At 67.9% G+C, this 13,885-nt stretch carries 11 protein-coding genes; 7 read left to right on the top strand and 4 right to left on the bottom strand.

The genetic code is table 11. The features are described from left to right. Positions 1-102 precede the first annotated feature (102 nt). The 3 genes from ABZZ22_RS02950 to ABZZ22_RS02940 are packed head-to-tail and all read left to right on the top strand — an operon-like array spanning position 103 to position 4,405. Complete coding sequence (locus ABZZ22_RS02950) at positions 103-693, top strand: hypothetical protein (protein ID WP_354926649.1); 591 nt, start codon at positions 103-105, stop codon at positions 691-693. 12 nt (positions 694-705) lie between these two features. Beyond that, entirely contained in the window at positions 706-1,728 is a 1,023-nt protein-coding gene (locus tag ABZZ22_RS02945; protein ID WP_354926647.1) for a carboxypeptidase-like regulatory domain-containing protein, read from the top strand. After that, positions 1,709-4,405, top strand: coding sequence for a carboxypeptidase regulatory-like domain-containing protein (locus ABZZ22_RS02940; protein ID WP_354926645.1), 2,697 nt, complete (start codon positions 1,709-1,711; stop codon positions 4,403-4,405). Before ABZZ22_RS02945 ends, ABZZ22_RS02940 begins: the two co-directional genes overlap by 20 nt. A 75-nt stretch (positions 4,406-4,480) precedes the next feature. Here ABZZ22_RS02940 and ugpC read toward each other — a convergent pair whose 3' ends face one another. The 4 genes from ugpC to ABZZ22_RS02920 are packed head-to-tail and all read right to left on the bottom strand — an operon-like array spanning position 4,481 to position 8,737. Next, positions 4,481-5,689, bottom strand: a complete 1,209-nt coding sequence (gene ugpC, locus ABZZ22_RS02935; RefSeq protein ID WP_354926643.1) for a sn-glycerol-3-phosphate ABC transporter ATP-binding protein UgpC — start codon at positions 5,687-5,689, stop codon at positions 4,481-4,483. A gap of 11 nt (positions 5,690-5,700) precedes the next feature. Then, complete coding sequence (locus ABZZ22_RS02930) at positions 5,701-6,534, bottom strand: carbohydrate ABC transporter permease (RefSeq protein WP_354926641.1); 834 nt, start codon at positions 6,532-6,534, stop codon at positions 5,701-5,703. A gap of 5 nt (positions 6,535-6,539) precedes the next feature. Beyond that, positions 6,540-7,463: a sugar ABC transporter permease gene (locus ABZZ22_RS02925; protein WP_354926639.1), complete on the bottom strand. Its 924-nt coding sequence runs from the start codon at positions 7,461-7,463 to the stop codon at positions 6,540-6,542. Continuing rightward, positions 7,460-8,737 (bottom strand): extracellular solute-binding protein, encoded by a 1,278-nt coding sequence (locus ABZZ22_RS02920; RefSeq protein ID WP_354926637.1) that lies wholly within the window; start codon positions 8,735-8,737, stop codon positions 7,460-7,462. Before ABZZ22_RS02920 ends, ABZZ22_RS02925 begins: the two co-directional genes overlap by 4 nt. Before the next feature lie 279 nt (positions 8,738-9,016). Here ABZZ22_RS02920 and ABZZ22_RS02915 point away from each other — a divergent pair, with 279 nt between their 5' ends. The 4 genes from ABZZ22_RS02915 (at position 9,017) to ABZZ22_RS02900 (ending at position 13,499) form a co-directional block, all read left to right on the top strand. Next, on the top strand, positions 9,017-9,952 hold the full coding sequence (locus ABZZ22_RS02915; RefSeq protein WP_354926635.1) for a hydroxymethylglutaryl-CoA lyase: 936 nt from the start codon (positions 9,017-9,019) through the stop codon (positions 9,950-9,952). 104 nt (positions 9,953-10,056) lie between these two features. Then, the gene (locus ABZZ22_RS02910; protein WP_354926633.1) at positions 10,057-11,166 is read left to right on the top strand and encodes a hypothetical protein; all 1,110 of its coding nucleotides are present in this window, start codon (positions 10,057-10,059) and stop codon (positions 11,164-11,166) included. Beyond that, a complete protein-coding gene (locus ABZZ22_RS02905) occupies positions 11,166-12,281 on the top strand; it encodes a hypothetical protein (RefSeq protein ID WP_354926631.1) in 1,116 nt (371 codons plus the stop codon). Before ABZZ22_RS02910 ends, ABZZ22_RS02905 begins: the two co-directional genes overlap by 1 nt. A gap of 30 nt (positions 12,282-12,311) precedes the next feature. Beyond that, positions 12,312-13,499, top strand: coding sequence for a hypothetical protein (locus ABZZ22_RS02900; protein ID WP_354926629.1), 1,188 nt, complete (start codon positions 12,312-12,314; stop codon positions 13,497-13,499). Positions 13,500-13,885: the final 386 nt, after the last annotated feature.

The following is a 13,885-nucleotide window of genomic DNA, read 5'->3' as shown; positions in this document are numbered from 1 at the left end:
ATCTCATAGTGGGGGTTGCTCTCGGGGGCATTGTTCGACGTGGGGCCCTTACAAGGAGTTTCGTTGCACGGATGGGGTAGGCCTGCGACCATCGTTGCCGCCATGCCGCTGTTGCTGTTGGCCGCCGGGTGTTCTGGTGACGAGTCGACGCGCACCGGAGCCGCTTCGAGCGTTTCGAGCGGAGCCGGTGATCCTTCCGGATCGGCCGCGCCGGAGAAGTCCGGTTCGGTGGAGCAGGCTCCGACCAAGCACCCGAAGATGGTGGCCACCACCCCGGCTCAGGCGAGGTCCCGGCCCGAGACGGCCGCGGTGAACGCGTGGGCCGAGGCGTTCGGCAAGGTGGTCAACACCGGCGACGTCGACGCGGCCCGCGGTGCGATGACACCGGGTGGGCTCGACCGGATGGACCACTACGCCGGTCTCGATCGTGGCCGCTGGTTCCCCGGACCGCTGCCGGTGACAGTGACCTCGGTCGCTGCGCCGAAGGAGGACGGGATGCGCCTGGTGCAGGCCTGCATCTGGAAGAGCGGCTGGTCGCAGGCGTCCGAGACGGACCCGTCCATCGAGCCCCGCGAGATCGCACCTGTCGTCATCGGGATCGTCGAGCACGACAGCACATGGCTGGTCGACGGCATGGCCGACGACCCGGATTCGACGTGCGCCGGGGTCGAGATCCCGACCCGTCACTGGTGAAGAGAGAAGACATTGAAGACACTGAGAGCACTGGCCGCCGCGCTGGCCGTGTTGCTCGCCGCCGGCATGGCGACGGTCATCGGCGGGGCCTCTCCGGCCGCCGCGTTGGAGGGACCGGGCATCACCGGGCGAGTCTTGGATGCGGACACGGGTGCCCCGATCGTGGGCGCTGTGGTGGATGCATTCTGCTACGAGGAGGATGACTGGGGTGAAGGTCCGTACGGCTACTGGACCTTGTGCTACACCGATCCGGCTGAGAGCGATTGGATCACGACCACGACAGCCGAGGACGGCACCTACGAGCTCTCGATGGGTCCTGGCACCTATCGACTCCGGGTCCGGCCGGTCGGATCTGACTACCCCACGGTCGTCTACGGCTCGACCAGCGATCGCGCGGAGGACGGCACCGACATCGTCGTCACCGACGGGCCGGTGACCACCGATCTGGAGATCGTCCGCAACAGCATCGTCTCCGGCACCGTGACCGGCGCCGGGGAAGGACCGCTGTCGGGGATCCGCCTGGAGGCGCTGGCCTATGATCCGGACTACGGCTGGGACAACCCTGTCGGGTTCGCGAAGACGGGCGCTGACGGCAGCTACCGGATGCACGTCCCCGCCGGGACCTACCGCGTCTTGTTCAACTCCGGCGACCGCAGTGGAGGAGAGGGAACGCCGCCCGTCGACAGCGACGACCGCTGGGAACGGGTCTATTACGGTGGCGCCACCGTGGAGGAGGCGACCGATGTCGTCGTCACGCGAGGCGCCACCGTTCCCGGGATCGACCGGGAGCTCGCCGAGGCGCCCAACGGCATCATCTCCGGGCATGTCGCCAGCACCACAGGTGAGGCGATCGCCGGCTTGGTCGTCACCTCCTACAAGTTCTACGAGGAGGACTGGGGAGACGGACAGGTCCACGGATACTGGGAGAGCCACCGTGAGGTGAGCACTGACGCCGACGGCAACTACCGCCTCTACCTGCCCGCTGGGGACTACCGCGTCGGGTTCCGGCAGGACCATGCAGCTGGACGCTCCTAAGCTGTGGCAGCCGTCCTACTACCGCGACGCCGTCTCGGTCGAGACTGCCGAGACCGTCTCCGTAGCACTCGGAGAGACCACCTCAGGCATCGACGGAGCGATCAAGGCGAACGGGCAGATCACTGGGCATGTGACAGACGCGTCGGGTGCTCCAATCGGCGATGTCTACATCAGTGCCAGGCGCTTCGAGGCTCAGGGCGATGAGGAATGGTGGTCGAGGGCCGCGTACGTCCGGAGCGGCGAGGACGGGAGCTACCAGCTCGCCGTCCCGGACGGGACCTACCGTGTCGAGTTCAGCAGCGATCGCGGTCTCATCTCGGAGTTCTATGAAAACGCCGCGAGCCTCGAGCAGGCGACCGACATCGCGATCGTCGACTCCGGGGTCGTCTCGGGGATCGACGCCACCCTCGAGCAGGGCGGCGTCATCGAGGGCGCCGTGACTGTCGACGGGGCGACCGCCGACGGAGTCGACGTCGCCCTCTACGCCCAGGACGGAACGGGCTGGTCACGTCAGACCGAGGTCAGTGTCGATGCGAACGGCAGTTACGCGTTCGACGGCCTCGCCGCTGGAACCTATCGGGTCGGCTTCTTCCCCTACGGCTCGAACGCTCTCCGGGAGTACTACGACGACGCCCCGACGCTCGAGCAGGCGACAGACCTGGTCGTAGCGGGAGCCAACACGCTCACGGCTGACGCGGATCTGGCGGTCGGCGCCTCGATCGCGGGCACCGTGACCGACGAGTCCGGTACGCCCCTGCGCGGCATCGACGTGACGCTCTACCAGGCCCAGGACGACGGCAGCGGGGCCTGGTGGGACTCGGTCGCCTGGGACACGACGACCAGCACCGGGAACTACGGCTTCGACGGCCTGACCGGCGGCGCGGCGTATCGAATCCGGTTCGTCGACCACAGCGGGAGCGTCGCCCAGGAGTACTACCGCGATGCAGCCACCGTCGAGCAGGCCGCGGACGTGATCGCCGGCGAGTCGGGTCCGATCGACGTCGCGCTCGCCAGCAACGCCGGCGCCGAGGCCATCACCGGCACCGTCACCGACGATGCCGGTAACCCGGCCGCCGGAGTCACCGTCGAGGCCCAACGCACCGACACCTGGGACTGGGCCGGTTCTGCCGTCACCGGTGCCGATGGCACCTACCGTCTCGACGGCCTTCGGGCCGGCGAGCACTACCTGAGCTTCTCGTTCGACGACGACTACCTCTACGCCGAGAACACCTCTCGATACGTCGATGTCGTGGCGGGCGCCGCCGCCGTCGAGGACCTCCAGGTACGTGTCGGCGGCCTCATCACCGGAACCCTCCGCGACAGCGACGGGCAGCCGATCCGAGATGCCTACGTCACGGCCTACACGGCGGACGGATTCGAGTGGTCCGGCCAGGGATACGTCGACGTCGAGGGGAACTACACGGTCAGAGGACTTCCGGCCGGTAGTTACCGCCTGGAGTTCACCAGCAGTGCCGGACATCGAACCGAGTGGTTCAGCGACAAGGCATCCTTCGACGAGGCCGACAAGGTGACGGTCAACGTTCGCGAGACGACCCCTGCGGACGCCCAGCTCGCCCTGGGCGCTCGCGCCACGGGTGTGGTGACGCACCACGACGGCACCCCGCACGCCTGGGAGTACGTCGTGATCGAGCGCGACGCCAGCTGGGGCTGGGACTACGCAGGGGAGGCCTGGACCGACGAGTCCGGCCGCTACGCGACCGGTGCTCTGGATCCCGGGACCTACCGCATCCGGGTCGAGGCCTATGACGGCATCCACGTCACCACCTTCTCCAAGGAGTTCACGGTGACCGACGCCGAGCAGGTCGTCCGCGACATCCAGATGCTGCGTCCGGTCGTGACCAACACCACGGCTCCCACCATCGAGGGCACCGGGATCGTCGGGGAGAAGCTCACCGCGACCAGCGGCGAGTGGGACACCGAGGGCGTGACCTACGCCTACGAGTGGCTCCGTGACGGTCAGGCGATCGACGGCGCGGTGGCGGAGACGTACGTCCTCGCGGATGCCGACGCGGGTCACCAGGTCGGAGTCCGGGTGACCGCGACCAAGGAGGGGTATGTCGCGGGGAATGCAGACTCGCAGACCATCGCCGTGTCGCACGGCCCGCTCCTCAGCTCCCAGCCCCCGGTCGTGACCGGTGTGCCGAAGGTGGGTGAGACGCTCGGCGTCGACCCCGGCACCTGGAGCACCGACGGCGTGACGTACGGCTACCAGTGGCTGCGCGACGGCGAGGTTGTTGCCGGCGCCACCGGGGAGACCTACCTGCTCGGCCCGAACGACCACGGCCACACCTTCTCCGTAGAGGTCTCGGCCACCAAGAAGACGTGGGAGCCGGGCACGGCGGTCTCGAAGCCGACAGGCTCGGTCGAGCTCGGCGACCTCGTCCTCGAGCCGAAGGTCGCTGGCGATGTACGTGTCGGGAGCACGCTCACCGCGGCGACGGATGATCCGGAGGGTGCGACCGTGACCTACTCGTGGCAGGTTCGCTCTCCCGCTGCGGAGCCGAGCTCTGACACGTTCAAGGAGGTCGGCACCGATGCGTCATTCGAGGTGCGTGATCGCTACAAGAACTACGCGTTGCGGTTGATGGTGACCGTCGCTGCGGACGGCTACAACACCGCGACCGTTGCGGTCGACGTCAGCGACCGGCTGCGGTAGCACTCATCATTGATGCCCGGGGCCCGGTGCCCCGGGCATCAATCCGTTGTGCTTGTCACGGGCAGTTTCGCGAAGTCAGGCCTTGCCCGAGTCGACCTCGGCCCCCAGGATGCGCCCGGCGTGCTCGTGGTCGACGGTGAGGTTCTCGCCGGTCGAAGGGTCGAAGAGGTGGATGCGGCGACCGTCGACCCAGATCTCGGCGTCCTGGCCCTCCGCGATCCGGCTGGAACCGTCGAGCGAGACGACGAGCTGGGTGCGCAGGCCCTCTCCGTCGAGGTCCTTCTCGAGCTGCTGGAGCTGGGCCCTGACCTCGTCCGGAGCCTCGAAGGGGATGTAGGCGTAGGTCTCGTTGCCCAGCCACTCGACGGCGTCGACCTTGGTCGAGAAGGTCGAGCCGGGGCGTCCGGAGTTCGAGGCCAGGGAGGCGTCCTCGAAGTGCTCGGGACGGATACCGGCGATGAGCAGACTGTGCCCGGAGGCGGCCTCGGCCTTCTCGGCCGGGATCTCCACGCTGCCGAACGGCAGCTCCACCGTGGAGCCCTTGACCGTGGCCGGCAGGAAGTTCATCGGCGGCGAGCCGATGAAGCCGGCCACGAACAGGTTGCCCGGGTTTTCGTAGAGCTCGCGCGGGGTGGCCAGCTGCTGCAGGACGCCGCGCTTGAGCACGGCGACCCGGTCGCCGAGAGTCATGGCCTCGGTCTGGTCGTGGGTGACGTAGACGGTGGTGATGCCGAGCCGCTTCTGCAGCCGGGCGATCTCGGTGCGCATCTGGCCACGCAGCTTGGCGTCGAGGTTCGACAGCGGCTCGTCGAAGAGGAAGGCATCGGACTGCCGGACGATCGCGCGCCCCATGGCGACCCGCTGCCGCTGGCCGCCGGACAGGTTGCCGGGCTTGCGGTCGAGGTGCTCGTCGAGCTCGAGCGTCGCTGAGGCGTCCCGCACCAGCTTGTCGAGCTCGGCCTCGGGCGTCTTGGCCAACCGCAGCGGGAAGGCGATGTTCTCGTAGACGGTGAGGTGCGGGTAGAGGGCATAGTTCTGGAAGACCATCGCGAGGTTGCGATCCCGTGGGGCGAGGTCGTTGACCCGGCGGTCGCCGATCATCATGTCGCCCGAGGTGATGTCCTCGAGACCGACGATCATGCGCAGCAGGGTGGACTTACCGCACCCCGAAGGTCCGACGAGGATCATGAACTCCCCGTCGGCCACGTCGATGGAGATGTCGTTCACGGCCGGGAAGCCGTCGCCGTACTTCTTGACGATGTGGTTCATGGTGATAGCGGCCATGGCAGCAGCACCTATCCCTTCACTGCGCCGGAGGTGAGACCGGCGACGATCTTGCGCTGGAAAATCAGGACGATGACGATGATCGGGATCGTGGCGATGACCGCTCCCGCGGCCAGCAGGGAGGCCGGCCGGTTGAACGGGTCGGCGCCGACGAAGAAGGACAGCGATGCCGGGATCGGTCGGGCGTTCTCGGTCGAGGTGAGCGAGATGCCGAAGACGAAGTCGTTCCACGCGAAGAAGAACGTCAGGATCGCCGCGGTGAAGACGCCCGGGGCGGCCAGCGGCACGATCACCTTGCGGAAGGCCTGCCACGACGTGGCGCCATCGACCTGGGCGGCCTGCTCCAGCTCCCACGGGATCTCGCGGAAGAAGGCGGACAGGGTCCAGATCGCCAGCGGCAGCGTGAAGGACATGTAGGGGATGATCAGTCCCGGCCAGGTGTCGTAGAGGCCGATGGCCCGCCACATGTCGAACAGCGGGCCTACGAGCGAGACCACCGGGAACATCGCGATCGCCAACGCGATGGTCAGCACCGCCTTCTTGCCGCGGAACTCCAGCCGAGCGATCGCGTACGCCGCCAACGTGGCCACGATGACCGACAGCAGCGTCGCGATGAGGCTGATCCCGATCGAGTTGAAGATCGCGCGCCGGAACTGCTCGTTGTCCCACACCGCCACGTAGTTGTCCCAGCCTGCGCCGCCGCCGGCGGACGGGAAGAAGCCGGGGCTGCCGTTGGTGATCGCGGCCTCGGACTTGAAGGACAGCGAGATGATCCAGGCCACCGGGAGGAGGCACCAGACGAGGATCAGGAGGCAGCCGATGATGATGCCGATTCGGTTCTTCATCCCGATCACCCCTGTCGAGCCTGCGCCAGGTCGACGCGGAAGAGCCTGACGATCAAGAAGGCGACCACCAGGACGGATAGGAAAAGGAGCACCGACAGCGCCGAGCCCATACCGAGCTGGAACTGCTCGATGGTCTGGCGATAGGTGAGGAAGCTGATCGACTCGGTCCGCACCGCTCCGGATGTCATCACGAAGATGTTGTCGAAGATCCGGTACGCGTCGAGAGCACGGAACAGGACGGCGACCATGATCGCTGCGCGCATGTTCGGCAGGATCACCTTGGTCAGCCGTTGGGTCCACGTCGCCCCGTCGACCTTCGCCGCCTCGATCATGTCGTCGCTGACCTGAGCCAGACCGGCGAGCAGCAGCAGCGACATGAAGGGGGTGGTCTTCCAGATCTCGGAGACCATGATCGCGACGATGGCCGACCCGGTCTGGCCGAACCAGTTGAAGTCGTCACCCACGAACGGCAGCCACCCGTTGATGAACCCGTTCTGGAAAGAGAACGCGAACTGCCAGGCGAAGCCGGATACGACGGTGATGATGCCGTAGGGCACCAGGATCGAGGTCCGGATCACGCCGCGGGCGAAGATCACCCGGTGCATCACCATGGCGAAGATGAAGCCGATGACCAGCTCGACCGCCACCGTGACCACCATGTAGAGCACGGTGACACCGGTGGTCTGCCAGAACAGCGGGTCGGTGAGCGCTGTGACGTAGTTGCTCAGGCCGATGAACGCACGCTCTTCGGGTGCGGTCAGGGCGTAGTCGAAGGTCGACAGGTAGATGGCCCGGAGCATCGGGAACGCCGTCACGAGCAGCATCAGCACGATGGCCGGGGCCACCAGCTTCTGCCCGAGCCGGCTCTCGGCGCGGGCACGGTCGCTCACGACCGGCTTGCCCTTGTTCGGGGCGACAACGGTGCTCATAGCAGCGACTTCCCTTCGAGCACGTCCTCCAGGTAGGTCGCGGACTCCTCGGGTGTGGTGTCAGGGCCGACCGACCTCGGCGAGTGCCAGGTCGACTGGATCGCGCCGGAGATCATCGAGTAGTAGGCGCTCTTGGGCCGAGGACCACCCTCGTCGACGCTGGTCCGGTAGAGCTCGATCAGGTCCTCCGGGTAGTCGCCGCTGGCGGAGACCACGTCGTACGCAGCGTTGGTCGAGGGCATCAGTCCCGCCTCGAGCGCGAGATCGACCTGCGCCTGCTCCGAGGTGATGCACTGGGCCGCCTCGGTGGCCCGGTCCGGGTGCTTCGAGAAGGCGCCGACGCCGATGTCGATCCCGCCGACCGGCGGCTTGGACACCTCGCCCTCCACCGTCGCGGGGTAGCGCGCCCAGCCGAGGTCTTCGAACTGCTCCTTGGTCGGTCCGCCCGCTTGGTCGATCAAGCCCTCATAGTTCTTGTAGACGAAGGTCCAGTTGGCCATGAACTCACCCGGGCCCTCCTTCGGGAACATCTGGCCCAGGCTGGTCCCTTCGCGCGAGACGCTGAGATCGGGTTGGGCCGCGCTCGACTCGGCGAGCATCTCGATGACGGTCGCGGCCTGGCGACCTGCGTCGGAGTCGATCTTGACCTTGGCGTCCCGGCCGGCTTCGGTGTCGGAGACGATCGCGCCGCCGGCGCCCTGGACGAGAGCGTTGATCCAGACGACGTACGCCTCGTACTTGTCGGCCTGGACACCGACGGACCCGCCGTTGTCGGCGGCCGCCTTGATCACCTGCTCCCAGGTGACCGGCTGGGACATGTCCAGGCCGGCGGCCTCGGCGAGGGACTCGCGGTACCAGAGGACCTGCGTGTTCGCCCACAACGGGATCGCGTAGGCCTTGTCCTCCCAGACCACCGTGTCGGCGGCACCGGAGAGGTAGTCGCCCTCGCCCTCGGCGCTGCCGATGATCCGGTCGCCGAGGTCACCCTCGACCTCCTTCAGCCAGCCGGCGTTGGCGAACTCCGGCACGAAGACCGGATCGAGGTTCATCAGATCGGTGGAGGAGTCCTCGGCGGCAAGCCGTCGGGCGAGCTGGGTGCGCTGATCGGTGGCGCCCGTCGGCAGCAGCTGGACCTCGATGTCGTAGTCGGCCGTGCTGCACTCGTCGGCGTACTTCTCGAACACCTCGACCCCGTCGGGGTTGACGTACCAGTTGAGGACAGCATCGCTGGACCCACCGCATGCGGCGAGGCCGCTGGCGGCCAGTGCAGCCACCGCGACCTGCGTAATCATTCGTGGGCCCGGAGGTCGGCGCTTTCGGCCTGGCGCGTTCGTAGATCCACGCCGCTTCGCGTACTTCAAACCACGACCCCCGCTCTGTGATGCTTGTCACGCCGTTTTACCGTTGAAAACGGTTGGTGTCCATGCATGGCCCTCTGGCCAGTCTGTTGCCGCGGGCCCCGGATCGAGCGCATTTGCGGTCGTGTTGTGTGCGGTTGTGTCGGTGCTGCCCGAGGCCTGCCCAACCCGTCACGGCTGGACTAGGGTTGAGTGGTGAGTGCTCTCCCTGCTGTCGTGCCCCAGCCCGATCTGCCGCAGAAGGTGACGATCTACGAGGTCGGTGCACGTGACGGCCTCCAGAACGAGAAGACGGCGATCGACACCGGCGTCAAGGCAGACCTGATCACCCGGCTGCTCGATGCCGGGCTGAGCCCGGTGGAGGCGACGAGCTTCGTGCACCCGAAGTGGGTGCCGCAGCTGGCCGACGCCAAGGAGCTGATGACCGAGCTGGTCGACAGGCTGGGGGACCGGGCGCGGGAGCTCCCGGTGCTCGTGCCCAACGAGAAGGGGCTCGATCGCGCCCTCGAGCTGGAGCTTCGTCACATCGCGATCTTCGGCAGCTCGACCGAGACGTTCGCCAACAAGAACCTCAACCAGACCTTTGACGGTCAGTGGGCGATGTTCGAGCCGACGATGAGCCGCGCAAAGGCGGCAGGCATGACCGTCCGCGGATACCTGTCGATGTGCTTCGGCGACCCCTGGGAAGGTGAGGTCGAGATCGCGAAGGTGGTCGAGGCGGGCAAGCGACTCTTCGACCTCGGTGCCGACGAGCTCAGCCTCGGGGACACGATCGGCGTCGCGACCGCCGGGCACGTGAAGGCCCTGATCCAGGCGTTCGGAGACGCCGGTGTCACGACCGACCGCCTCGCGCTGCACTTCCACGACACGTACGGTCAGGCGCTGGCCAACACCCTCGCCGGGCTGCAGTCCGGCGTGACCACCTACGACGCCAGCGCGGGTGGCCTGGGTGGTTGCCCCTACGCCAAGAGCGCGACCGGCAACCTCGCGACCGAGGACCTGCTCTGGATGCTCGACGGCCTCGGGATCGAGCACGGCGTCGATCTGGGCAAGGTCGTCGACACGAGCCGTTGGCTCGCCGACCACCTCGGCAGGCCGAGCCCCTCGGCTGTCGTACGTGCTCTGCCTTAAGTAGGTCGGAACAACCCCTAGACTGCCCCCAAGAGTGACGGCCGGGTGACAATCGACGGACCGCCGCGACAATCTCTACTAACTTGGTGCAGAATAGCGGGATCATGGCGCGCAAAGTCTTTCTCCACGTCGGCGCTCCGAAGACGGGCACGACATACCTCCAGGACAGGTTGTTCCACAACCGGGTGTCCCTGGAGAAGCATGGCGTCTTCTACCCGGTCGGCGGCCAGCCCGACTTCTTCCGGCCGGCGCTCGATCTGATCGACCGTCCGTGGGGCGGGATGCGGAAGACCGTCCACGGTGAGTGGGACACGCTGGTCAGGCGCGTGCGCCGCAGCGAGTCCGAGACGATCCTGATCAGCCACCACCTCTTCGCAGGGGCGAGGCCCGACCGGGTCGAGAAGGCGATGACCGACCTCGGCGAGGGCGGGCGCACCGAGGTGCACATCGTCTACACCGCCCGCGACATCGCGCGGGTGCTGGCGGCGGAGTGGCAGGACCAGGTGCAGCGCGAGCGCAAGGTCACCTTCGCGCGCTACCTCGAGCGGATGCAGATGGCGAAGCAGTCGCGCTCGGCCGCCTGGTTCTGGCGTACGCACGGCCTGCCCGACGTCCTCAGCCGGTGGGGTCGCAACCTGCCTCCGGAGCGCGTGCACCTGGTGACCGTGCCGACCGACGGGGCGCCGAGTGAGGTGCTCTGGCGCCGGTTCTGCGAGGTCGTCGGGATCGAGGAGTCCTGGACCCCGATCGACAGCGACCGGCACAACCAGTCGCTCGGCCGCGCCGAGGCGACGCTGCTGCGCCGGCTGAACGCGCGGCTGGAGTCGCAGGAGCTGCCGCGCGAGGACTACCGCCACATGGTCACCGAGGTGATCGCCAAGCGCACCCTCGCCCACCGCGAGGGTCGCGAGCGGGTCACCATCCCGCCCTCCGCCCTCGACTGGGCCGACCAGGTCGCCGAGTCCTGGATCGAATGGGCCGAGCTGGCCAAGGTCGACATCTCCGGTGACCTCGAAGACCTCCGCCCGCAACGACCCGAGCCCGATGCCGCGTGGGTCGACCCGGACACGCCGCGCACCAAGGATGTCGCCGACGCGGCGATCGACGCCCTGGTCGCGGTCGTCGTCGAGGCTGCCCGCACCACCCCGCCCCCGCGGTCGGTCGCGTCCCGCGCTGCCGGTGTGATGCGGCGGGTCAAGGGGCGACGCTCCTGATGCCAGCGTCCCGCGGTTGGGGGTGGGCCGCGCACCTGCGCGACGGCGGTACGAAGCCGTGGACGTCCTGGTCCGAGCCCGCCGCACCTTTCATGGCCGCTCACCTTCCGGGTGCCGAGGTGCTCGAGCTGCTGCGGCGGCTCAACGAGACGGGTCCGTTGGAACCCTCGCGGGTCGAGGCCCTGCTGCGTACGAGCCCTCCCGGCCGTGGCCGTCGAGACCTCCCGCTGCTCGGGGACACCGAGACCAGGACGTACGGTCCGCCGCCGGTCGATCCGGCGACGCTGTCGTCGCGGGAGCTGCTGCGGGCGGCGAGCGTGCTGCTCGCCGAGGACCTGCTCGAGACCGTGGAGGAGGTTTCGGCTCCGCGCTGGCGATGGTGGTCGCGTCGGCCCGGGAAGTCAGCGGACGACCGGCCGCAGCTCCCCTACCGTCTGGTCGGGTCGCCGTGGCTCACGCTGCCCATCCGCGAGGAGCTGGAGCGGCAGGGCAGGCTGCCCAACGGCGATGGCTACACCGTCTACGTCCTCGGTGGCCCGCTGGACGAGATCGCCGCCGGGGCGTGGAAGTTCCGCACCTTCACCAACCGGGTCAACCCGTGGAGCATCTGGATCCGCGACGCCCAGTGGCGCGGCTGGTTCGGTCCCCGTGCCGACCTGCCCCGGACCGCCAGTTGGTGGGCCGATCGGGTCGGGAAGGATCGCGTCGAGATCGTCACCGACCCTGCCCTGCTACCTCGCCTTCTCGGCGTCGACAGTGTTCCGGGCCCCTGGGCGATCTCGGCCGAGGCGAACGAGGTCGCTCGGGTGATCGGGCAGGTGCTCTGCGTACGAACCGATCTCGAGGCCCAGCGGAAGCTGCTCATCGACCAGTTGCGACCGCGGTTGGAGAAGCTCGAACCGCTCGTCCCGGGAGCCCGGGAGGTCGGGGTCCCCCCAGAAAGTTTTGATTGGGTCGAAACACAGGCGCGGGCCCAACGCGATGCGCTGGTGCAAGCCGGATACGCTCTCCACGGAGACCCTGACCGGCTGCTCCCCTCCGGGACGGCGACGCAGGGTCCCGACGAGCGCCGGGCGCTGGCGCTCGCGTTGTCATTGCTGGCGGGGCGTCCTTAGAGGAGTGGAACGTTGGAGACTGGGCGGCGCGTGCTGCTTCACGTCGGCACCCCGAAGACGGGCACGTCCTATCTTCAGGATGTTCTCTTCCACAACCGTGAGTCCCTTGCCGCGCAGGGAGTCCACTACTTCGCCGACCGATTCGACGCCCATTTCCTGGCGGCCCTCGACCTGATGGACCTGCCCTGGGGCGGCATCGAGGAGGAGGCGACCGGCGCCTGGGACGCGCTCGCCGAGAAGGTGCGTGCCGTCGAGAACGGCACCGTGATCATCTCCCACGAGATCCTGGCGAGCGCCTCCTGGCAGCAGGCCAAGCACGCCCTGGACTCGCTGGGTGACTCCGAGATCCACATCATGCTCTCCGCGCGCGACCTGGCCCGGCAGATCCCGGCCGAGTGGCAGGAGAACGTCAAGCACCGCTCCGTGGTGACCTACTCCGAGTTCCTCGAGGAGATCCGCGACCCAGACCGCGAGGGACGGATCGGGTCCTGGTTCTGGGGCGTCCAGGAGCTGCCCGACATCCTCGACCGATGGACCCAGGGCATCGCGCCCGAGCGCGTCCATCTGATCACCGTCCCGCCGCCGGGCTCGTCCTCCTCGCTGCTGTGGGAGCGGTTCTCGGCTGCCTTCGGTCTCGACGACCTGACCATCGACTTCGAAGGGATCGACCGCGGCAACCCGTCCCTCGGGGTGCCCGAGGCAGCTCTGCTGCGCGAGATCAACCTGGCGGTCGTGCCGGTCATCGAGCCGGCCGACTACCGGCCTTTCGTACGCGAGTTCCTGGCCCACCGCACGCTGGCCAAGCGCCGCGACTCCGCGCGCCTGGCGCTCTCCCCCTCGATCCTGCCGTGGGTCGAGGCGTTGTCCCAGAGCTGGGTCGACGCGCTGACGGGACGTGGCTACGACGTGGTCGGCGGGCTGGAGGAGCTGCTGGTCCCCGCCGACCTCGCTGGCAAGCCGTTCATCGATCCGGACACGATCTCCTCGCGCGAGGTGCTCGACGCCGGTGTCGCCACCATCGACGCGCTGCTCCACGAGGCCATCAGACTGCGCAAGTCAGAGGCCCGGCTGGAGGACGAGGTCGCCGAGCTTCGCGCCGAGCTCGACCACACCCGGTCGCTGGTGCCGAAGCAGCGTGCCCGCGAGGGGCTCGAGCGGCGCTGGTGGGGTCGGGCGGTGCTGAGGCTCTACCGGTTGGTTCGGCGCCCTGCCAGCTGATCTCGGTCTGGGTGTCCGTCTCGAAGGGCCTCGCGGTCCGCTGGCCGCCTGCGTATGGGGCGGGTGGACGTGTGTCCGTTTGGTCGCGTGTCGGGTTCCAGCACGGGTGGGGCCAATACGTTGTCTGGGTTGGGAGATTTAGAAGCAGGGTGTCTGGGCTGGGTGCCATTTGGGTGCCATTTGGGTGCCTTGCGGGCTTCCAGCAGCGGTCTGGGTTGGTCTGGGATATCTGTCCCTGATTGGGTTTTCGATCCTTTTCCTTTGGGTTCCCGCGTGCCTCCGGCCACATATTATGTTATGGTGGGGGTAGGCGTGAACGTGAAGGCCGACCACCTCGACAGAGGCGTGCCTCTCAGCCCCGGAGACAACGGGCGTGGGGTATTCCA

Origin of the sequence: Nocardioides sp. NPDC006273 (genome assembly GCF_040613495.1) — a bacterium.
Lineage (GTDB): Bacteria > Actinomycetota > Actinomycetes > Propionibacteriales > Nocardioidaceae > Nocardioides.
This window is presented reverse-complemented; position numbering and strand designations above follow the sequence as displayed.

Coding starts and splice junctions, on each gene's coding strand:
- ABZZ22_RS02905 (WP_354926631.1), top strand. CDS start 11,166: ATGCCAGCGTCCCGCGGTTGGGGGTGGGCCGCGCACCTGCGCGACGGC.
- ABZZ22_RS02910 (WP_354926633.1), top strand. CDS start 10,057: ATGGCGCGCAAAGTCTTTCTCCACGTCGGCGCTCCGAAGACGGGCACG.
- ugpC (WP_354926643.1), bottom strand. CDS start 5,689: ATGGCCGCTATCACCATGAACCACATCGTCAAGAAGTACGGCGACGGC.
- ABZZ22_RS02930 (WP_354926641.1), bottom strand. CDS start 6,534: ATGAAGAACCGAATCGGCATCATCATCGGCTGCCTCCTGATCCTCGTC.
- ABZZ22_RS02950 (WP_354926649.1), top strand. CDS start 103: ATGCCGCTGTTGCTGTTGGCCGCCGGGTGTTCTGGTGACGAGTCGACG.
- ABZZ22_RS02925 (WP_354926639.1), bottom strand. CDS start 7,463: ATGAGCACCGTTGTCGCCCCGAACAAGGGCAAGCCGGTCGTGAGCGAC.
- ABZZ22_RS02940 (WP_354926645.1), top strand. CDS start 1,709: ATGCAGCTGGACGCTCCTAAGCTGTGGCAGCCGTCCTACTACCGCGAC.